The sequence below is a fragment of the Hymenobacter sp. 15J16-1T3B genome (assembly GCF_020711235.1).
Taxonomy (GTDB): Bacteria; Bacteroidota; Bacteroidia; order Cytophagales; family Hymenobacteraceae; genus Solirubrum.
The window spans coordinates 1-19,985 of the sequence record NZ_JAJFAV010000005.1; the positions used below are offsets into that span (position 1 = coordinate 1).

Here is a 19,985-nt window from a genome sequence, read left to right on the forward strand (position 1 = left end):
GCCCTGTTGAGGGCGGCCGTTTTGCATTTGGCGACGCAGCCGCTTATTTAAACGCCTGAATGCCCGTAATATCCGCTCCGGTGATGAGCAGGTGGATGTCGTGGGTACCTTCGTAGGTGATGACCGACTCCAGGTTCATCATGTGGCGCATGATGGGGTACTCGCCGGTGATGCCCATGCCGCCGTGAATCTGGCGGGCTTCGCGGGCAATGTGCAGGGCAATTTCCACCGAGTTGCGCTTGGCCATCGAAATCTGGGCCGAGGTGGCTTTGCCGGCGTTTTTGAGCATGCCCAAGCGCCACACCATCAGCTGGGCCTTGGTAATCTCGGTAATCATTTCGGCTAGCTTCTTCTGCTGCAGCTGGAACGAGGCAATGGGCTTGCCGAACTGCTCGCGCTGCAGGGAGTATTTCAGGGCCGACTCGTAGCAGTCGATGGCCACGCCGATGGCACCCCAGGCAATGCCGTAGCGGGCCGAGTCGAGGCAGCCGAGCGGGCCCTTGAGGCCTTCCACGTTGGGCAGCAGGTTTTCCTTGGGCACCTTCACGTTGTCGAACACCAGCTCGCCGGTGATGCTGGCGCGCAGGCTCCACTTGTTGTGGATTTCGGGGGCGGTGAAGCCTTCCATGCCTTGCTCCACGATGACGCCGCGGATGCGGCCGTTGTCGTCCTTGGCCCACACCACGGCTACCTGGCTCTGGGGCGAGTTGCTGATCCACAGCTTGGCGCCGTTGAGCAGGTAGTAGTCGCCCATGTCCTTGATGGTGGTCATCATGCCGCCGGGGTTCGAGCCGTGGTCGGGCTCGGTCAGGCCGAAGCAGCCCAGCCACTCGCCGGAGGCCAGTTTGGGCAGGTACTTGCGGCGCTGCTCCTCGGAGCCGTACTGGTAGATGGGGTACATCACCAGCGAGCCTTGCACCGAGGCGGTGGAGCGCATGCCGGAGTCGCCGCGCTCGATTTCCTGCATGATCAGGCCGTAGCTGATGTAGTCGAGCCCGCCGCCGCCGTACTCGGTGGGGATGGTGGGGCCGAAGGCGCCGACTTCGCCAAACTTGCGCACGATTTCCGAGGGGAAGTGCGCCTCTTGGGCCCACCGCTCGATGTTGGGACTGATTTCCTTCTTGACGAAGTCGCGGATGCTCTGGCGGATGAGCTTGTGCTCTTCGGTGAGCAGCTCGTCGATGTCGTAGTAATCGGTGAATCCGGCGGCGTTGAGCGAGCCTTTGTTGCGTTGCACCTGCGCCTTGGGCGAGAGGACGTCGGCTTGGGAGGACATAAGCAGGAATGAGTTGGGATGGGAAGCTCAAAGATAAACGTTTCGGGATGCCTTGCGGTGCCCTGCGGCGCTTGGCGGCGGCTGGCCGCGCCGAGTTTTGCGCCGTTGTTTCATCTTTAGTGCGGCGGGTTGCGTAGCCTACGCACCCGCCCTGTTCCTCCCTAATGCCTTTCCCGTCCCATGAGCACGCATACCAAGCTGAATGAGCTGGAAGCCACCGCCATCTGCGGCAACGACATTTCCTCGTCGTGCCTCTACGTGTCGGCCCTGGCCATTACGTATGCTGGGCAGTACGCCTGGCTGGCGCTGCTGCTGGTGGCGGCGGTGCTTTTTCTTTTTCGCCGAATTTACGGCGAAGTGGTGGGCGCCCTGCCCCTGAACGGCGGGGCCTACAACGTGCTGCTGAACACCACCAGCAAGAGCAACGCGGCCCTGGCGGCGGCCCTCACTATTCTCTCCTACATGGCCACGGCCGTTATTTCGGCCAGCGAAGCCATGCACTACCTGCACACGCTCTGGGAGCCACTGCCGGTGCTGCCGGCCACCATCGGGCTGCTGGGCCTGTTTCTGGTATTGACGCTACTGGGCATGTCGGAATCGGCGAAGGTGGCGGTGGTCATCTTTCTTGTGCACCTGGGCACGCTCACGCTGCTGGTGGGCGTCACGGCTTGGTACTTGGGCACGCACGGCCTGAGCACGCTCAACCTGAACTTTCACGCGCCGCTGAAGGGCAGCCTGGGCACGGCCTTGTTTTACGGCTTCAGCGCGGCCATGCTCGGCATTTCGGGCTTCGAAAGCTCGGCCAACTTCGTGGAGGAACAGGCTCCGGGCGTGTTCCTGAAAACGCTGCGCAACATGTGGGTGGTGGTGAGCTTTTTCAACCCCGTGCTGGCCCTGCTGGCCGTGGGCGTGCTGCCGCTGGTGACGGTGGGCCAGCACACCGAAACGCTCCTCTCCTATCTCGGGCAGGTGGCCGGGGGCCGCTGGCTGGCCGCCCTCATTTCCATCGACGCGGTGGCCGTGCTCAGCGGGGCCGTGCTCACCTCGTTTGTGGGCGTGAGCGGGCTGATGAAGCGCATGGCCTTGGACCGCATCTGGCCGCAGAGCTTCCTGAAAGAAAATCGCCGCGGCAGCAACTACATCATCCTCATCAGCTTCTTCGCCCTCTGCCTGAGCATCCTGCTCATTACGCGCGGGCAGCTCGGGCCGCTGGCCGGCGTCTACACCATTTCCTTTCTCTCGGTCATGGCATTTTTCGCCATCGGCAACTTCCTGCTGAAGGGCAAGCGCCGCCGTCTGCCCCGACCGGTGTACGCCTCCATTCCCACGGTCTTTTTGGCCCTGCTGGGCGTGGTGGTGGGCCTGTTCGGCAACATCAAGCTACGCCCCGACTACCTGGTGGTGTTTCTGCAGTACTTCGTGCCCACGATGATTTTGGTGGTGGTGATGCTGGAGCGCGTGGCTATTCTCAAGCTCTTGCTGCACGGCATTCAGCGCATGTCGGAGCGTTACGGCAGCTGGTCGCGCTTCGGGCGGCTCACGGTGCGCCGCATGCTGCGCGAGCTGAACCAGCAGGAATTCGTGTTTTTCACCAAGGGCGACAACGTCTCGAACCTCAACAAGGTGATGACCTACGTGGTGGAAAACGAATTTACCACCCGCCTGAAAATCGTGACGCTGCTCAGCCCCGGGGAGCAGGTGGCACCCGAACTGCTGAACGACGTGCGCGTGCTCGACCGCGCCTACGAGCAAATCGAAGTGGAATTTGTGACCCGTCAGGGCAAGTTCGGCCCCGAGCTCATCAGCGAGTTGTCGCAGGAATGGGGCATTCCGAAAAACTTCATGTTCATCGGCTCCCCCGGCGACCAGTTTCCCTACCAGATTTCGGAGCTGGGCGGCGTGCGGCTGATTATCTGAGGAAGCACAAGCTGCAAGGCCGTCATTCCGAGCTCAGTCGAAGAAGCGCGCGTGCTCACGTTGAAGCGTAGCCCGCTCGTTGGGTTTACCAGCAAGCCCCAGCACACAAGATGCCTTGGCTGCGCTCGACAGGAGACGGTCTGATGTTGCTGAAGTCAGCACATGGGAGGCTCCGGCAAGCTCGTTCTGACGTGCGGTCTACTTCCCGCGCAAGTCCAGGTCGTAGGTCAGGGCCACGTACAGGGTGTGGTTGCGCTCAAACGTGCGCCCGTCGTCGTGAGCTTTCACGTGGTACATATAGCCCAGCTCCGCGGCCGCGGCCCTGGAGAATTGCCGGCCTAAGGCCCCGTAGAGGCGGTTTTGGTTGAAGGGCTGGTCTACGTGCCGCCCGAAACCGACGAAGACTTCGTCGTACGCGGCCAAGTACCATTCCTTGGGCTCGACGCGGCGCCCCTGCAGCGGCAACTGCACGCTGAACTGGTACCGGGCGCGGTTGCTGAACGTGGGGCCGGCTTCGCCCTGGGCCCGCACCCAGCGCTGTTCCAGGCGGAAGCGGTGGCCCAGCGCCAGCCGGCCGAGCGTGTCGGCCAGCTGCACTTCCTGGTAGCTGCGGTGCTCCCGGCTGTGGCCCTCCGGAAATTCGCCGTAGGGATAGGTCCGCAGCAAGGTGTAGCCGGCCGCCGTTTGCAGCCTATCCGACCAGTGCTGATTCAGGCCCAGGCGCAACAGGAGCTGCTGGCGACGGGGCAGCAGGTCGGCGCGGCGCAATTGGGCTTCGCTGTGCACGCCCCAGAAGTCGGTGAGCTGATGGTCGCCGGTGTAGTTGTACCAGGCCTGAAAAGCCCGGTCGTAGCGGGGCGGCGCGGTCTGGGCGCGGGCGCTCAGGCTGGCCGTGAGCAAGCCAAACGGCAGCAGACAGTGGCGGTAAAAACGAGGCATAGCGGACGACGGCCCCTGGCAGTACGCAGATAAGCGGGGGAAGGCCGCCGGTTCACCCCGTAGTCATTGCGAGCGAAGCGCGGCAATTCTTCCCCTCGCGGCACGACGGCCGAACTGGCAGAAGCCCAAAACCCGTAGCCGCATGTTCAGGCAGCAGCTTTTTCCGGTAGTACGCATTGTAGCGGCGGTGCTACTAGAGGAAGGGTTCTTGGACTACGCTCCGCAATAACGGCCGGTGCGGCCGGCGGCGTGCGGCCGTTCTTGGCCGTGGCTGCCTGCATCATCCTCCGCGGTTCTACCTTTGCCGACATGAGCAATTCCTACGGCACCCTGTTTCGCATCAGCACCTTCGGCGAGTCGCACGGCCCCGGCATCGGCGTGATTATCGACGGCTGCCCGGCCGGGTTGCCCGTCGACGTGGCCGACATTCAGCGGGCCCTGGACCGGCGCCGCCCCGGCCAGTCGGAGCTGACCACCCCGCGCAGCGAGGCCGACCAGGTGGAGGTCTTGTCGGGGCTGTTCGAGGGCCGGAGCACGGGCACGCCCATTGGCTTGCTGATCCGCAACCAGGACCAGCGCAGCCACGACTACTCCCACATTCAGCACGCCTACCGCCCCTCCCACGCCGACTACACCTACGACCAGAAGTACGGCCACCGCGACTACCGCGGCGGTGGCCGCTCCTCGGCCCGCGAAACGGCGGCCCGCGTGGCCGCCGGGGCCGTGGCCATGCAGTTTCTGGCGCAGCAGGGCATCACGGTGCAGAGCTACGTGTCGCAGGTGGGCGCCGTGGCCGTGCCCGTGGGCTACGAGCAGCTCAACCTCGGCCTCATCGACTCGAACCCCGTGCGCTGCCCTGACCCGGACACGGCCGAGCGCATGGCCCAGCTCATTCGCCAGACCCGCGACCGGCACGACACCGTGGGCGGGCTGGTGACGGGCGTGGTGCGCGGCGTGCCCGCCGGCCTGGGCGAGCCGGTGTTCGACAAGCTGCACGCCGAGCTGGGCAAGGCCATGCTGAGCATCAACGCCGTGAAGGGCTTCGAGTACGGCTCGGGCTTCGCGGGCACGCTGCTGTTCGGGTCCGAGCACAACGACGCCTTTTACACCGACGAAGCCGGCCAGGTGCGCACGCGCACCAACCATTCCGGCGGCATTCAGGGCGGCATTTCGAACGGGCAGGACATTTACTTCCGCGTGGCCTTCAAGCCGGTGGCCACCATCCTGCAGCCCCAGCAAACCATCGACGACCAGGGCCAATCGGTCGAGCTGGCCGGGCGGGGCCGCCACGACCCCTGCGTGCTTCCGCGGGCCGTGCCCATCGTGGACGCCATGACCGCGCTGGTGCTGGCCGATATGCTGCTGCGCGCCCGCGGTAGCCGGATCTGATTCGCCCCCTTTATTCCACCGGCCCCGGCAGCACCCAGGCGTAATGGCCCCAGCCGCGGCGCTGCGTGAGCAGATTCAGCTGGGGGCTGACCAGCGGCCGGTGCGGGTGCCCGTTCAGGCTGACCTGGGAGTCGCAGTACACGGCCACGGGCGCGAAGCCGCGGCGGCGGTAGTCCTGGGCCAGCAGGTGGGCAAACTGCAGAATCAAGTCGGGGCTGTCGACGAGCTTGCGGACCTGGTTACGGGTCAGGTACTGCTCGGGCAAGACCAGCTCCTCGCGGCCGTCGGGCAGGCGCACCCGGAAGCGGGCCGTGCCGGTTTTGGCGCGCAGCATCAGGTGCCAGCTGAAGCGGTGGCCTTCCTCGGTCCAGTGCGCGTCGGCGGGGTACAGGAAGTGGCGCAGCGGCACCAGCAGCTGCACCGCCGCGAAGGCCGCCAGCCCTGCCAGCACCCGGCGGCGCGTCCGGGCCGGGGGCATGAAAGCAGCCGGGGCCGCTGCTTCGCCATCCGCCGCCGGCAGCCGGCTACGAAACCAGCGCCCCGCGAAACCAGGCAACCGGCGCGGGAAACCGGGGGCGAAGAACAGGCTGGTGAGCAGCAAGGCTACCCAAGGAAAGGTGCCCAGGCCGAACACCACCACATTTGCGAGGTGAAACAGCGTCGCCCAGGCGAAGCCCCAGGGCCGGGTGCGGCGCCACAGCAGCAGCGGCACCACCAGCGCGTCGAAGGCAATGCCGCCGTAGCTCAGCAGCCAGGCCGTGGCCGGCCGCGCCAGCAGCTCGCCGATGAGCGGGTAGTGCGCCTTGGCCGCCAGCCACACCGCGAGCGGACGAGCGGCCAGCCAGTCGGGGTTGAGCTTGGCCAAGGCCGCAAACCCGTACACCAGCCCGATCTGAAACAGGATAACGGCCCGCATCCAGGCCGGCACGGTAGCCAGGGGCGCCACGCGGCCGGCGCGCACATCGGCGGAGGCGGCGCGGTGGGCCGGTAGCAGGGCCAGCACGGCGGCCAGCAGGGCGTAGAGGTAGAAGTGGTTGATGTACTCGGTTTCTTCCAGCAGCAGCAGCGCCGCGTAGCCCAGGCTGAGCACGGCAGCGGCCCAGCGGTAGCGCCAGCCCGCCGCCACGGCAATGCCGGCGCCCACAATCAGCGCGTAAAGCGCGTAAATGACGCCCGCCGGCGGGTGCGGCAGCCACTCCCAGCCCAGGTAGCGCAGATGAAAGCGCGGCGCGGTGTAATTGCGCACCCGCCCGATGAGGAGCCCCCCACCGTGCTCTATGGCCAGCAGAAAGCCCGCGCCCAGCCGCAGATACACCAGCCAGGTAATGTCAACGGGGCGAAACAGGGCCCGGGCGAGGCGGGAAACAACAGCAGCCATGCCTAAAGCTACGGCCCCGGGCGCGGGGCGGTTGGGGTGGCCGGCGGAAGCTGCGGCGCCCGTATTTTCGCCCGCCGCCCGGCCGCAATCCGCTACCTTTGCAACCAGCGGGCCGTCGTTGCGGTTATACACCAAACCCGCTTCCTTGCGGCCTTCCCTCAGCGTCTAAGCAGCACAGTTTCAACCATGAATACTACCGCCCCCGCCGGCTCGGTGTCCATCTACGCCGAAGCCTCCCCGAACCCCGAGTCGATGAAGTTCGTGCTCAACACCCAGCTGCTCAGCGACGGGGTGAGCGTGGACTACCCCGACACCGAAGCCGCCGCCAACTCGCCGCTGGCCCAGGAGCTGTTCAAGTTCGACTACGTGAGCCGCGTGTTCATCGCCCAGAACTTCGTGACGGTGACCAAGAACTCGGACCTGACCTGGACGCACCTGATTCCGGAGCTGCGCACCTTCCTGAAGTCTTACGTAGAATCGGGCGGGCCCATCTTCCTCGTCGACCCCGTGACCGAGCACCGCGCCGCCCAGCAGGAAGCCGCCGGTGCCGCCGGCTCGGAGGAAGACCAGGCCACGGCCCAGAAAATCATCGACCTGCTCGACAACTACGTGCGCCCGGCCGTGGAGCAGGACGGCGGCAACATCACCTTCAAGAGCTACAACGAGGGCATCGTGACGGTGAACCTGCAGGGTTCCTGCTCGGGCTGCCCCTCGGCCACCGTAACCCTGAAGTCGGGCATCGAAAACCTGCTCAAGCGCATGGTGCCCGAAGTGAAAGAAGTGGTGGCCGAAGGCGTCACGGCTTCGTTCTAACCCCGCGCATTTCCGAGTAGGCGGCCCGTCGAGCTTATCGGCTCCAGCCACCGCAAACGCAAGAACGCCCGGCCAGTTGGCCGGGCGTTCTTGCGTAATGGGGAAGCTCCGTTGCCGGCGGCGCGGCCGCGGCCGTCGTGCGTTAGGACATCCGCACGCCTCCTCCAATGGCGCGGCCGGACACCCGAAACGGAGCTTCCCGTTGTTGGCAACATGCCATGCGCAACCGGGCTACGGGCGTTGTGGCTGACGGCCCGCGCAGCAGCGCATTTCGCTATTCTTTCTTGTGGTTCAGCCCGAAGGAGCGGCTGATGTTGAAGCCGAAGAAAATGTCGCCCTTGAAGAAGTTGCCGGTCGTGCGCGGGATGAACAGCGGGTCGACCATGCCCTGGGCGTTGGTGAAGTGCAGCTGAAACACGTGCCCGCCGGTTTCGATGTCGAAGCCAATGGCCAGCGGGTTGTGCGTCTGGTCGGCCGTCGTGCCCGACAGCACATAGTAGTACTCGGCCGTGAGGGCAATGCGCTTGCTGAGCTTCTGGCGCACGGCCCCGCCCACGGCGTACACGTCGTTGTCGTCGCTGGGCTGGGCCACCAGGTTGCGGTGCACCAGCGTGGGCATCAGTTGGGCCGAGAGGCCGGGGCTGAACTTGCGCGCCACTAGGCCCTGGTAGCTGTAGGCCATGCGCGAGGAGGTGCTGCGGTCGGCCCCAACGGGGAATTTCAGGGTGGTGATGGTGCTGGTGGCCAGCAGCGTCAGGGTGACGGGCATGGCGCGGGGGCCGGAGTGCTGGCGCAGCGCCTTGTACTTCACAAACCCGTCGAAGGTCTTGTCCATGGAGCTGCGCCCCACGCCCACGGCCAGCCGGTCGTTGAGTCCGTATTCCAGCCCGAGGCGGATGGTGGCCTGGTCCAGCCCGAAGAAGTTGTAGGCGCCGCTGTTCAGCTGCCCGAAGCGGTGCCCGATCAGAAACTGCAGGGAACCGCTGGCCGGCGTCTCCACCGACTGCCCGTTGACGATGCGCGTGCCCTTGAAGGTGGCCGTGGCGAAGTCGGGCTTGGCTTGGGTGGTGGTTTGCTGCTCGAGTTGCTGCAGCAGGTCGTCCTGCGCGGCGGCGGTCAGGTGCAGGCCCAGCAGCAGGGCCCCGCTCAGGAGCAGCCGCCGCAGCGGCGTGGGGTACAGAGGAAGCATACGGAGGAGGTGGAAGAGGAAGGAGGGGGTACTAGGGACGGGCCGGCGGCGTGGGTTGCTGCTGCGACACGGGCGGGGCAATCTGCGGGGCGCACACGGCGTACACGGTGATGTCCACCGACTTGGCAATGTGCTCCTTGATCAAGCTCGGAATGTCGATTTTGTAGTCGGCCGGCGCCACCGCAAACTTGGCCTTGGCCACCAGCTGCTTGTCGACAAGCTCCAGGGTGCCGGGCACCCGCACGTGGCGCTTCACCCCGTGGATGGTCAGGTCGCCATCGACTTCCACCGGCACGATGCCCACCGCGGGCATGCCGCCTTCGGGAATGCCCAGCAGCCGGCCGCTGAACGTGGCGCGCGGAAATTTCTCCGACTCCACAAAGTTTTCGTTGAAGTGCGCCTGCATCAGCCCGTCGGGAAACACAAACTCCTTCATCGTCGCCACGAAGGCCATCTGCTGGCTGAGCAGGTCGACGGCAGCCGTAACCGTGGTGTTCTTCGCCGAAATATCTTCCAGCGGCGCATCGGAGAAGAAGTCGATGCTGGCCGAGCGCGTGGTGTAGCGTTGCTGGGCCGAGAGGGACGAAGCCAGCAGCAGCGTAGCGGCCAGCAGGGCGTAGAGGCGTTTCATGGCGGTGGAGCGAAAAAAGGATAGGCTTAGTTATCGGGCATGCCGGCGCGCACCCATTTCTTGACTTTGTTGATGTCGCACTCGGACAGCATGGGCTCGTCGTCGGGCATGGCCGGGTAGCCGGGCTTGTGCTGAATCACGCCCAGCAGCTGCCCGGTGCGGCCCAGCGTCTGCACGTCGTGGTGGGCTGTCACGACCACCCCGCTTTCGGCGCGGGTGGGGCCGTGGCAGCGCTGGCAGTGCTGGGCCATGAGCGGCGCAATGGTACCGCGGTACGTCACGCTGACGGTGTCGCAGCTGAGCTGCTCGCCTGCGAACAACTCCTGCTCGTTTTGGTACGCGCAACTGCTCACGCCCAGGCCGGCGCTGGCCACCAGGGCCAGCAGGGCCGCTCCCCCGAGCACGCGGGGTATATGCCGTGAAAACATGGTGTGGAGAAAAAACAGCCCGAGCCCGAGGGCTCAAGCCCGGTGGAGGAAGATTACAAACCGTATTTGAGGCCGAAAAACACGCCGCCGCTGCTCAGGCGCACCTTGCCCGCCCCTACCCCGCCCAGCGGCAGCTTCACGTAGGGCTCGGCCTGCACCGACCAGCGCAGCGAGAGTTGGCGCTCCACGCCGGCCGAGAAGTTGACCACGCTGAAGAGGTGCTTGCTGCCCTTTTTCACCTGCCAGCTGCGCGAGTATGCGGTGCCGTAGCCGCTGTAGTTGTAGTAGTATTTCTCGTCCCGCATCAGCAGCGACGACAAGCCGGCGCTGACGAAAGCCCGCTGCCGCACGCCCTGCCAGGCATCGAAGCGCAGGTTCACGGGCACGTCGGTGATGCGGCAGGCCCCCTCCACGCGGTCGACGGGGTACATGGGCGGGCGGTACCAGGTATAATCCGAACCGCGGGCCTGGTAGTACTTCATGGAGCTGAGCAGGCCCACGTTCAGGCGCAGCCGCGGCGCCAGCACATATTCCACTTGCACGCCTGCGCTGTAACCCGGCTTTTCGAAGCCGGCGTTGCGCACGGTGCTCAGCTCCGGCGCGTAGAGCCCGGTGATGAAGATACGGCTGGGCAAGAACGGCCGCGGGCGGCGCTTCACAATGCTGTCGGTAGGCAGCGAAGAGGGCAGTTCTTCCCCGTCCAGGCGTAGGAGCTGGGCTTGCCGCGGCAGCAGTGCTTCGTCGGTTAGCGCAGCGCTAGCAGCCAAGCTGCCTTGCGCTGCATCGGCCGCGGGCGAACCAACCGCCGCGGAACTGCTAGCACCGGCCGTTTGGGCGACGTGTGCTGCTTCCGAACCTGGCTGATTGGTGCCGTTTCGCTCATTGCGCAGAGCGGCTAAGGCGCCCGATTCGCCCGCTCTTGGCGCGGCGCCCGCAGCAGCCTCGTGGTGCGGGCGGCCAGCAGTAGCCGCCTCGCCCGACGTCGGCATTGCCCCTGTCGCTTGCGTGCCGGCCTTGCTCTGCGCCGCATTGCCTGCCGGCTGAGCGGATGCCTCGCGGCCCGTAGCGCTTCTGCGCGGCGCACGAGCAGCTGCCGCCAGCAGGGCCGGCTGCAGATGGAGCTGACGGAGTCGGGGCCGCCGGCGCGAAGCCTCGGCAGCCGGCTCACCCGACTCCGAAGTCGTTTCTGGTTCGTCGTCGGCCAGTACCGCTGCGGCCAGCTGCAGGTGCCGGGCAGGCCGGCGCCGGGCCGGCTCAGCAGCAGTGCCGGTAAGCGTTGCGGAGGCGGTGGAGCCGGCTCCGGGTTCTGCCGGCTGCGCTGCTTGAGTAGCCTGCGCTAGCTCGGGGCCACCGGGCCGGGCGGCCGCGTAGGAGCTACGGGCTGCGGGTTGCCAGTTGGCCTGCGGAGCTTCCTTTGGGGCGGCTGACTGCTTCTGCGCTGAAGCGGAAGGCACGGTGGTAACGGCCGCAACCGCTGCAGATTCCGCCGGGGTGGGCCCGTATTCGCGGTAGCCGCCCCAAATGAGCAGCAGCACCGCCACAATGCCGATTTCGGCCGCAAACAGGCGGGCCACCTTGCGGTTGACCAGCTGCTGCACGTGGGCGTCGTCCAGTTTTTGCTCCATGCGCGCCCAGGCCCCCAGGTTCAGCTCCTCGGGGTAGCGCTCGGCGCCCTGCCGAAACAGCGCATCGAGTTCTTCATCCGATAGATCCGGCGTATGCATGGTGGCGGTTTTTTAGGAGCAGAGTTTTCAGGTGGGCCCGGGCCTTGGAGAGGTTGGACTTGGAAGCGCCTACCGATATGCCGAGCTGGCCGGCAATTTCTTCGTGGGTGTAGCCGTCGATGACGTAGAGGTTGAACACGGCCCGGTAGCCGGGCGTGAGCTGGCTTACCAGGGCAATGATTTCGTCGTAGCTCAGCGAATCGAGGGCGGTGTAGTGGTCGTCGGCGTACTGCAGGGCCGGCGTATCGTCGAGGGACTGTTGCAGGCGCTGCTTGCCGTTGGCGCGGTACTGGTCGATGGCAGTGTGAATCATGATGCGCTTCAGCCACCCGCGGAAGGTGCTGGTCAGCTGGTCGTACTTCGTCGTGTCGAAGCGCGCCACGTCGCGAAACACCTTCATGAACCCGTCGTTGACGGCTTCCATGGCTTCGTCGCGGGTGCGGGCGTAGCGCAGGCAGATGCCCATGGCGTAGCTGTAGTACAGCATGTAGAGCCGGCGCTGGGAGCCGCGGTCAGCCCGCTGGCAGCCGCCAAGCAGGCCAAGCAGCAAATCGGGGTCGTGGTCGGGCTGAGCGGAGGACACGGCGGTGGGAGGAGGTTACGTTAGGCAACTCGCAGAGCGACGGTCAAACGGTTGCTTGATAAGTTATAAAATTCTGTAAAATGATGTAGCTACATGAAAATCAAGCAATAAGAATTCCTGTTTTGACGGCACTGTTCAAAACAGGTGTAAACCAGCCAGTAGCAAGCCGGATTGATTCTCAGCCAGCTTCATAGTTACATAAAATATTAGTTGATGTCAATGCCATCATCCATTCTTTCAATGGCATAAAAAAGGGCGTCTCGCTTCGACGCGGGCGACAGCTGCAACACGATGCGCCTACTGCTAAAAACAAAAAGGCTGCCCCGTGCGGAGCAGCCTTTTTGTTTGGTCAATCGAGCTTAAGCTCGGTTTGCGCTACCGATTAAGCCGTAGCAGCCGTGTTCAGCTTCGGGGCAGCCGTATCCGTCGGGTCGATGGGCGTCGAGCCCTTGGCCTTACCAGCCGAGGTGTCGAGGATGAGCGGAGCGGCGATGAACAGCGAGGAGTACGTCCCGATAATCATACCCACAATCATGGCGAAGGAGAACGAGCGCAACGTCTCGCCGCCGAAGAAGAAGAGCACCGTTACCACCATCAGGATGGTCGTGGCGGTAATCATCGTGCGGGAGAAGGTGCTGTTCAGGGCCGGGTTCACCACCTGCGCAAAGGTCAGATTGGGGTTTTCGCGCAGGTACTCGCGGATGCGGTCGTAAATAACCACGGTGTCGTTCATCGAGTAGCCGATTACCGTGAGCACGGCAGCCACGAAGACCTGGTCGATTTCCAGGTTCATGCCCAGGGCGCGGGCAATCGGGTAGGCGGCAATTACGAACAGGGCGTCGTGGAACAAGGCGACTACCGCAGCCATTGAGTACTGCCACTTCTCGAAGCGGAAGAGCACGTACACGAAGATGGCCAGCAGGGTAAGGCCCAGGCTCAGCACCGAGGTCTTCTTGATGTCGTCGGCGATGGTAGCGCCCACTTTCGAGGTGCTCTGTACCACCGGGGCATCCGAGGCGTACTGCTGCAGGCCGCGGTCGAGGGCGGCGCGCACTTTCTGGTCAGCGGCTACGCTTTCGTCGTCGGCCAGGTAGCCGGTGGTGATGCGCAGGCGGTCGGGCGAACCGTAGGTTTTCACCTCGGTACCGGCATCCTGGAACACGCCGTGCAGGTGCTCCCGCACGTCCGAAGCCACCATGGTTTTGTTGAAGTCCACCACGTAGGCACGGCCCCCGCGGAAGTCCACGCCCAGGTTCGGGCCGCCCTGAATGAACATCAGGACGAAGCCAATCACGATGACCGCCGACGAGAGAGCGTACGCGATGTAGCGCTTGCCCACGATGTCGAAGTTCACGTTCTGGAACAGGTTGCGCGAGAGGAAGGTCGAGAAGGTGATGCGGGTCGTTTCCTTGCCCTTGATCAGCCACTCGATGATGAGGCGCGACACGAAGAAGGCCGAGAGGAACGAGGTGAACACGCCGATACCCAGCGTCACGGCGAAGTTTTGCACCGGACCCGTGCCGAAGAAGCCCAGGATGATGGCAATAATCAGCGTGGTGACGTTGGTGTCGAAGATGGCCGTGAAGGCGCGCGAGTAACCCTTGTTGATGGCGTCCTTGTGCGTCAGGCCGTGGTTGAGTTCTTCGCGGATACGCTCGAAGATCAGTACGTTGGCGTCAACCGAGGTAGCAATTACCAGGATCATACCGGCAATACCGGGCAGCGTGAGGGCGGTGCTGAACTGGGCCAGTACGCCCAGGATCAGGAACATGTTGAAGAGCAGGGCGGCATCGGCGACCAGACCCGCACGGCCGTAGTAGAAGGCCATGAACACCATGATGATGGCCAGGCCGGCCAGCGAGGAGTACAGGCCCTGGTTGATGGCTTCCTGACCGAGCGAGGGACCTACCACGGCTTCTTCCACGATGCGCGTGGGGGCCGGCAGCGTACCCGACTTCAGCTTGGTCGCCAAGTCTTGGGCTTCGTCGATGGTGAAGGAGCCCGAGATGCTCGAGTTACCGCCGGCAATTTCGCCGTTTACGCGCGGGGCCGACTGCACTTGGTCGTCAAGTACGATGGCCACTTGGCGGTTCACGTTGGCACCGGTCAGCTTCTGCCACTTCTTGGCACCCGAGGGGTTCATCTGCATGGATACCTCCGGCTGGCCGCTCTGGTCGTAGTCTTGGCGGGCGTCGGTAACCACTTCGCCGCCAATCGGGGCCTGCCCGTCGCGCGACTTGCGGATGGGGTAGATGGTCAGCATTTCTTCCTTGCCTACCACGTCGGGCTTGAAGCTCCACAGGAAGGTCAGGTTCGGGGGCAGCGTGGCCTTCACCTCGGGCGAGGCCAGCAGGGCGTTGACGCGTGCGGTGTCGCGCAGGCGGGCACCCAGGGTGCCGGGGCCCACGGCCGTCAGGTAGCGGAACAGGCCCTGGCCCTGCTGGGCAGCGGCGCTGGTGTCTTTGGCAGCCGCTTTGTTGTTCTTAGCAGCCAGCTTGCCGGCCAGCGAGGTGGTGTCGGCGGCAGCCGCGGCCGTAGCGGCGGTGTCGCCGGCGGTGGCGGCTGCCGGGGTGGCGGTACCGTTTTTAGCGGCCTTCTCTTGGGCAATGATCAGGTCGTTGGCCTGGGTCAGGAACGGACCGATTTCGTCGAGGTTCCACACTTCCCAGAACTCCAACTTGGCCTGGCTCTGCAGCAGCTTGCGGATACGGTCGGGGTTGTCCACGCCGGGCATTTCCACCTGGATGCGGCCGGTGCCCTTCACGCGCTGGATGTTGGGCTGGTTCACGCCGAACTTGTCGACGCGGGTACGCAGGATGGTGAAGGCGCGGGTAATGGCCTCTTCCACTTCCTGGTCGATGGTGCGCAGCACTTTCTCGTCGGAGGTGCCGGCATCGATGTTGCGGCTGCGGTTGGTGGTGTTGGCGAAGATGCGGGCCAGCTTGTCGCCGGGGGCCACTTCACGCCAGGACTGGGCAAACAGGGCCGTAAACGAGGCGCTCGGGTTCTGCTTCTGCAGCTCCTGGGCGCGGCGCAGGGCCTGGTTGAACTTCGGGTCTTTGGAGTTGCCGGCCATGGCGCGCACAATCTCCACCGGCGACACTTCCAGCGTCACGTGCATGCCGCCCTTCAGGTCGAGGCCGAGGCCCAGCTCCGAAGCGCGCACGTCGCGGTAGGTGTAATCGGCGCCGAGCACGCTGGTGACGGGCGCGCGCCACACCGAGTCGAGGTAGCGCTGGCGCTGGGTTTGGTTGACGACACCGTTCTTGGTGGCGTAGCGCACGGCATCGGCCTGCACGCGCCGCGAGACGAACGTGAAGTAGAGGAAGTAGACGCACAACGCCGACACGATAAGCGTCAGCGCAATGACTATACCTTTATTACGCATGAAAAAGGGGTAAATGAATTGCGGGGGTTGGAATGCGCCCGAAGAAGCTCATCGGGCGCGGCGGCTACGCGGCCGCCTGTTCGGCTGAGGCAAGTCGCGGGGGCTTGCTTCCGTTCGTCGGCTAGCATTCGAAGGCGCCGAGCGCCGCTGCCGAATACGGCCAACGCGCCCCTCGCTAGGGCGCGTGCGGCGACAGCGCTGCTTCGAGCAGACGCGTGCGGAACCAGTCGGGTACGGCCGAGGGCCGTACGGCGGGCGCGGTGGCCCGGAACCAGGCAATTCGGGTTACGGCCGCGGGGGCCGCGGGCTCCCAGGCTTCGGCGGCAGGCTGCAGCCAGGGGCCGAGTTGGCTCGTGGCTTCCAGCATCACCTTCTGCTTCACCACCGTGCCTTTGGGCGTGCCCGTCACCCGCGCCGGGGCGCCTGCCTTGGCCGCTACGCGGAAGGTGGCTACGGCCTGGTTGTTCAACCCCACCACCAGCAGCAGAGTGGCGGCCAGCAGGGTGAAGCGCAGACGGGGCAATATGGTGGTGAGAAACAGCACGATGCGACGCGAGGGCTACAAATATAGTTAATCCTGCTGCTTGGGGAAAGGCCTTCTGTCTTTGGCCGGCGCCGAAACTGGACTTTTCCCCGTCGGATAGCACCCAACGCAAAAGCCCGGCGCATCCGTTCGACGCGCCGGGCTCCTGGTTGCCTGGACTCTTCTGGGGGCCTAAAACTTCACCCCTACCGAGGCCAGGAAGTTGCGGGTGGCCTGCGGGAAGTACCAGTTGAACGTTTGCTGGCGCCCGTCGGCGTCGGGGTAACCGTAGGTGTAGCCATTGGCCACGTACTTGCGGTTCAGCAGGTTGTTGACCAGCAGCCCCAACTCGATTTCCTTCACAAACGAGGGATGAATGCTGTAGCGGGCCCGGAAGTCGACCACTTGGTAGGGCGCAATGCGGCGCTGCTGGCTGGCGGTGTTGTCGAGAAACTGCTCGCTGACGGCCTTGCCCAACAGGGCCAGGCGCAGGCCTTTCAGCGGCTGGCCTTCCAGGGTGGCGGCGCCCACGAAAGCGGGCGAGTACGAAATGGTCGTGGTGCGGGCCACGTCGTCGACCACGGCGTTGTAGTCGGCGTCGTAGCTCACGTTGCGGTAGGCCAGAATGCGGTTGCGGCTGAGCGTGGCGGTGGTACTCAGGCTCAGCTTGTCGGCCAGGGCCGCGGCGGCGGTCAGCTCCACGCCGGTGCGGTAGCTGCGGGCCACGTTGGTGCGCAGAGCCGTGCCCACGTCGTTCAGCTGCCCGGTGGCCACCAGCTGGTTGCGGTAGTGCATGTAGAAGTAGTTGGCCTCGAAGCGCACCGTGTTGCCCGCGCCCAGCAGCCCCGGCAGGGTGGCGCGGTAGCCGCCCTCGAAGTCGTTGAGCTTCTCAGCCTTGGCGCTAACGTCGCCAGCGGGGCGGTCGGTGAAGTCGGAGCGCACCGGCTCGCGCTGGCCCACGGCGTAGCTGGCGTAGAGCTGCTGGCCCTCGGCAAAGGAGAAGGTCGCGCCGGCTTTGGGGTTGAAGAAGGTGTAGCGGGCGCGCGTGGTCACGTCGTTCTGGTCGTCCTCCACCCCGTCGATGCGGTAGTCGATGTGGCGCACCTGCACGTCGCCGTACAGGCCCAGGCGCGGCAGCACCTGCCAGGTGGCGCGGGCGTAGGCGTTGTAGTCGGTCTTCTTCGCGTCGTTGAAGTAGTAGCGCTGGCGGATGGTGCTACTAGCCGCGTAGCGGGCCCAGATGATTTCGCCGTAGTGGTCGTTGGTAAACTGGTTCCAAGCCCCGCCCACGGTAGCCTGCAGCCGGTCGTCCTCCTTGGGCTGGTAGTTCAGGGCGAAGGTGCCGCCGTAGAAGTAGTTGTCCAGCCACTTGCGGTCCACCAGGTCGGTGCGCTTGATGGTGGTGTCGCCGAGCACCAGGTTGGGCAGGCCGTAATCCGCGAATTTGCGGCCGGCCCGGTAGCTTTCGTAGTAGCCGAAGCCGCGCGTGAGGTGAGCCGTGGCACCCAGGTTCCAGCTCTGGCCCAGCCCTTGGGCGAGGTGCAGCTGGTAGTGGTTTTGCTGGTAGTTGTCGGTCTGGTTGTCGTAGGTGTAGTAGCTGTAGCGGCGGCCTTCGCGCAGGGCCCGGGCGGCTTCTGCCGGCGTGAATTCGTAGTTGTCGAGTGACTGCTGCAGCAGAGCCGGGTTGCCAGTCAGGGCAAACTCGGGCACGCCGTTCCAGGCCTGGTAGGTTTTCTCGCGGCCCGAGAAGGTGATGAACTTAAGCAGAGTGTTTTTCTGCTGGTAACCGGCCGCGAAGTAGTACGACTTCAAATCCGACGCAGCCCGGTTCATGTACCCGTCCGACGCAATGCGCGAGAGGCGGCCGTCGACGGTGAAGTACTTGCCCACCAGCCCGGTGCCGAACTGCACGTTGTTTTTCCAGGTGTTGAAGGAGCCGTAGGAGTTCTGCGTCTCGGCGTAGGCCTCGCGGCGGTTGTCCAGCGTCGAGATGTTGATGCTGGCCCCGAAGGCGGCGCCGCCGTTCTGGCTGGTGCCCACGCCGCGCTGAATCTGCAGGGAGCTGACTGAGGAGGCCAGATCGGGCAGGTTGATCAGAAACGAGCCGTGCGACTCCGCGTCGTTCAGGGGCACCCCGTTGATGGTCATGTTGATGCCCGTGTTGCTGGTGCCGCGGATGCGGATGTCGGTGTAACCCACCCCGGCCCCGGCGTCGGAGTTGACGACCACCGAGGGCGTTTGGTCGAGCAGGTAAGGCAAATCCTGGCCGAAGTTGCGCCGGGCCAGGTCTTCCTTGCTCACGTTGGTGTAAGCGGTGCCGGTGCGGTCGTTGGCGCGCTGGGCCGTCACCACGGCTTCGCCGGTGACGATGGGCGCGGGCAGCAGCGCCACGCTGAGTTGCTGGGCGCCGGGCTGGCCGCTGAGGCGGCGCGCAGCCACGTCGTAGCCCACGAAGGTGATGCGCAGTTCGTGCGCGCCGGCGGCCACGGCCGGTACCTGGAACGCCCCGCTGGCGTCGGTGATGCCCGCGGCCGAGCCGTCGAGCAGGATGGTGGCCCCGGGCAGGCCTTGTTGGGTGCGGGCGTCGGTGACGACGCCGCTGACGGGGCCCTGGGCCCACGCCGCGCCGATGGGCAGGCACGCAAGCAGCGCTGCCCCCGGCAGGTTCGACAACTTAAACAAGATGTGAATGGAAAAGATGGAACGACGCCATACCCCAGGGGTCGGAGTAATGGTTTGCTCGCTCGCGGACCGTTTGTTCCCTTCGCCGGTACTAGCCGAATCAGGTTCAATGGGTATGATCTCAGCTTTGCTGCGTTGGCAAAGCACCCCTAAACGCACGGCAAAGGTAAGCGCGGGCGCGGGTTGCAGCAACTTTTGGCGGCCTGGGCCCGGCAGCTCCGCAGCGCGTGGAGGCGAATAGAAGCCCGTTGGGGGCAACTTTCGCGCTTTTGTCAGTCCGCGGCACTGGCTATTTGCCGCCCGCAGCAGCTAGGATAACCCACTACCATTAAGTATATTACCCCTAATGCTCCACCGCCACAAAAAACCGGGCTTGACCAAAACCAGGCCGGCCCTTGTCCCGTTACCTGCTACATAGCCGACGCCGTGGCGCCGGTTGTCACCCCAGCCCGGAACCCGCCATGATTAGCCTCATCTACTCCCTCGTGGTCCTCACCATTCTGGCCTACTTCATGGTGATGCCCCGCCCCACGCCCTCGCGCCCGCCCACTTCCGATAACGACGACGACGGCGGCGAACCACTCGACGACGGCCTGCCCGACCTGGACTTGCCACCGGGCATTTCGCGCCCCATCAACGACTGGGAGCCCGACTACGGCCGCCGCCCGGTGCGCCCGCGCGAGCCGATGCTGCTCTGAGCCGTTAGCGGCTGGCGGGCAGCGCGCAGCTCATGCGCACGTACGGAACCGGCCCTTTGTAAAACGGCTCCCCTTCCACGCCGAAGCCGAACTTCTGGTAAAAACCGGCCTTTTCCTGCCGGGCATCACACCACAGCCGCCGGGCCCCGCGCTCGGCGGCTTCTTGCATGACGTACCACAGCAAAGCCGACCCGAAGCCCCTCCCCTGCTCGGTCGGCTCGGTAGCGAACTTGCGGAAGCGCGCTACCTCGCCCTCGACGAACAACGACACCACGCTGCGCAGTTGCCCAGCCTCGAACGCGCCGAAGTGCCATCCTGATTCATCGCCGGGCAACTGCACGTACTCGATGGGCTGATCAGGCCAGAGCACGCGGTGGCGCAGGTCGTAGGTATCAGCCGCGCGGATGGGCTGGATGACGGGCTCCAC

General features: G+C 65.0%; 16 protein-coding genes and 1 riboswitch. Of the genes, 4 read left to right on the forward strand and 12 right to left on the reverse strand.

What is annotated here, in order from left to right:
• Positions 1–43: 43 nt before the first annotated feature.
• Positions 44–1,276 carry an acyl-CoA dehydrogenase family protein gene (locus LJ737_RS10075; protein WP_227765277.1) on the reverse strand — a complete coding sequence of 411 codons (1,233 nt, stop codon included), beginning with the start codon at positions 1,274–1,276 and terminating at the stop codon, positions 44–46.
• Between the two features lie 180 nt (positions 1,277–1,456).
• Here LJ737_RS10075 and LJ737_RS10080 point away from each other — a divergent pair, with 180 nt between their 5' ends.
• Entirely contained in the window at positions 1,457–3,193 is a 1,737-nt protein-coding gene (locus tag LJ737_RS10080) for an APC family permease (protein WP_227765279.1), read from the forward strand.
• A 198-nt stretch (positions 3,194–3,391) separates the two neighbouring features.
• Here the strand turns inward: LJ737_RS10080 and LJ737_RS10085 are convergent, their stop codons facing one another.
• Entirely contained in the window at positions 3,392–4,132 is a 741-nt protein-coding gene (locus LJ737_RS10085) for a DUF2490 domain-containing protein (protein ID WP_227765282.1), read from the reverse strand.
• 309 nt (positions 4,133–4,441) lie between these two features.
• On the opposite strand from LJ737_RS10085, the gene aroC reads away from it, so the two are divergent.
• Positions 4,442–5,521 carry a chorismate synthase gene (gene aroC / locus LJ737_RS10090; RefSeq protein ID WP_227765284.1) on the forward strand — a complete coding sequence of 360 codons (1,080 nt, stop codon included), beginning with the start codon at positions 4,442–4,444 and terminating at the stop codon, positions 5,519–5,521.
• Positions 5,522–5,531: 10 nt separating this feature from the next.
• On the opposite strand, the gene LJ737_RS10095 is transcribed toward aroC, so the two are convergent.
• Positions 5,532–6,899 carry an HTTM domain-containing protein gene (locus LJ737_RS10095; RefSeq protein ID WP_227765285.1) on the reverse strand — a complete coding sequence of 456 codons (1,368 nt, stop codon included), beginning with the start codon at positions 6,897–6,899 and terminating at the stop codon, positions 5,532–5,534.
• Between the two features lie 186 nt (positions 6,900–7,085).
• Between LJ737_RS10095 and LJ737_RS10100 the strand changes: the two genes are divergently transcribed.
• Positions 7,086–7,712, forward strand: coding sequence for a NifU family protein (locus LJ737_RS10100; RefSeq protein WP_227765286.1), 627 nt, complete (start codon positions 7,086–7,088; stop codon positions 7,710–7,712).
• A gap of 274 nt (positions 7,713–7,986) precedes the next feature.
• Here LJ737_RS10100 and LJ737_RS10105 read toward each other — a convergent pair whose 3' ends face one another.
• The 8 genes from LJ737_RS10105 to LJ737_RS10140 all read right to left on the reverse strand — a co-directional run bounded on the left by LJ737_RS10105 (position 7,987) and on the right by LJ737_RS10140 (position 18,860).
• Positions 7,987–8,901 (reverse strand): DUF5777 family beta-barrel protein, encoded by a 915-nt coding sequence (locus tag LJ737_RS10105; RefSeq protein ID WP_227765288.1) that lies wholly within the window; start codon positions 8,899–8,901, stop codon positions 7,987–7,989.
• Positions 8,902–8,932: 31 nt separating this feature from the next.
• Positions 8,933–9,532, reverse strand: a complete 600-nt coding sequence (locus LJ737_RS10110) for a YceI family protein (protein ID WP_227765290.1) — start codon at positions 9,530–9,532, stop codon at positions 8,933–8,935.
• 26 nt (positions 9,533–9,558) lie between these two features.
• Positions 9,559–9,960 carry a c-type cytochrome gene (locus tag LJ737_RS10115; RefSeq protein WP_227765293.1) on the reverse strand — a complete coding sequence of 134 codons (402 nt, stop codon included), beginning with the start codon at positions 9,958–9,960 and terminating at the stop codon, positions 9,559–9,561.
• 53 nt (positions 9,961–10,013) lie between these two features.
• Entirely contained in the window at positions 10,014–11,684 is a 1,671-nt protein-coding gene (locus tag LJ737_RS10120; protein ID WP_227765294.1) for a hypothetical protein, read from the reverse strand.
• The gene (locus LJ737_RS10125; protein ID WP_227765295.1) at positions 11,659–12,267 is read right to left on the reverse strand and encodes an RNA polymerase sigma factor; all 609 of its coding nucleotides are present in this window, start codon (positions 12,265–12,267) and stop codon (positions 11,659–11,661) included. The genes LJ737_RS10120 and LJ737_RS10125 overlap by 26 nt, the downstream gene beginning before the upstream one ends.
• A gap of 382 nt (positions 12,268–12,649) precedes the next feature.
• A complete protein-coding gene (gene secDF, locus LJ737_RS10130) occupies positions 12,650–15,655 on the reverse strand; it encodes a protein translocase subunit SecDF (RefSeq protein WP_227765297.1) in 3,006 nt (1,001 codons plus the stop codon).
• Between the two features lie 175 nt (positions 15,656–15,830).
• Positions 15,831–16,199 carry a hypothetical protein gene (locus tag LJ737_RS10135; protein WP_227765298.1) on the reverse strand — a complete coding sequence of 123 codons (369 nt, stop codon included), beginning with the start codon at positions 16,197–16,199 and terminating at the stop codon, positions 15,831–15,833.
• A 171-nt stretch (positions 16,200–16,370) separates the two neighbouring features.
• A complete protein-coding gene (locus LJ737_RS10140) occupies positions 16,371–18,860 on the reverse strand; it encodes a TonB-dependent receptor (RefSeq protein WP_227765300.1) in 2,490 nt (829 codons plus the stop codon).
• 58 nt (positions 18,861–18,918) lie between these two features.
• A riboswitch (TPP riboswitch) is annotated at positions 18,919–19,021 on the reverse strand.
• A 300-nt stretch (positions 19,022–19,321) separates the two neighbouring features.
• Here LJ737_RS10140 and LJ737_RS10145 point away from each other — a divergent pair.
• Entirely contained in the window at positions 19,322–19,558 is a 237-nt protein-coding gene (locus LJ737_RS10145) for a hypothetical protein (protein WP_227765303.1), read from the forward strand.
• 4 nt (positions 19,559–19,562) lie between these two features.
• On the opposite strand, the gene LJ737_RS10150 is transcribed toward LJ737_RS10145, so the two are convergent.
• A complete protein-coding gene (locus LJ737_RS10150; protein WP_227765305.1) occupies positions 19,563–19,985 on the reverse strand; it encodes a GNAT family N-acetyltransferase in 423 nt (140 codons plus the stop codon).

What these genes read in the sequence shown, in the direction of transcription:
- LJ737_RS10075 (WP_227765277.1), bottom strand. Translation starts at nt 1,276, where the DNA reads ATGTCCTCCCAAGCCGACGTCCTCTCGCCCAAGGCGCAGGTGCAACGC.
- LJ737_RS10080 (WP_227765279.1), top strand. Translation starts at nt 1,457, where the DNA reads ATGAGCACGCATACCAAGCTGAATGAGCTGGAAGCCACCGCCATCTGC.
- LJ737_RS10085 (WP_227765282.1), bottom strand. Translation starts at nt 4,132, where the DNA reads ATGCCTCGTTTTTACCGCCACTGTCTGCTGCCGTTTGGCTTGCTCACG.
- aroC (WP_227765284.1), top strand. Translation starts at nt 4,442, where the DNA reads ATGAGCAATTCCTACGGCACCCTGTTTCGCATCAGCACCTTCGGCGAG.
- LJ737_RS10095 (WP_227765285.1), bottom strand. Translation starts at nt 6,899, where the DNA reads ATGGCTGCTGTTGTTTCCCGCCTCGCCCGGGCCCTGTTTCGCCCCGTT.
- LJ737_RS10100 (WP_227765286.1), top strand. Translation starts at nt 7,086, where the DNA reads ATGAATACTACCGCCCCCGCCGGCTCGGTGTCCATCTACGCCGAAGCC.
- LJ737_RS10105 (WP_227765288.1), bottom strand. Translation starts at nt 8,901, where the DNA reads ATGCTTCCTCTGTACCCCACGCCGCTGCGGCGGCTGCTCCTGAGCGGG.
- LJ737_RS10110 (WP_227765290.1), bottom strand. Translation starts at nt 9,532, where the DNA reads ATGAAACGCCTCTACGCCCTGCTGGCCGCTACGCTGCTGCTGGCTTCG.
- LJ737_RS10115 (WP_227765293.1), bottom strand. Translation starts at nt 9,960, where the DNA reads ATGTTTTCACGGCATATACCCCGCGTGCTCGGGGGAGCGGCCCTGCTG.
- LJ737_RS10120 (WP_227765294.1), bottom strand. Translation starts at nt 11,684, where the DNA reads ATGCATACGCCGGATCTATCGGATGAAGAACTCGATGCGCTGTTTCGG.
- secDF (WP_227765297.1), bottom strand. Translation starts at nt 15,655, where the DNA reads ATGCGTAATAAAGGTATAGTCATTGCGCTGACGCTTATCGTGTCGGCG.
- LJ737_RS10145 (WP_227765303.1), top strand. Translation starts at nt 19,322, where the DNA reads ATGATTAGCCTCATCTACTCCCTCGTGGTCCTCACCATTCTGGCCTAC.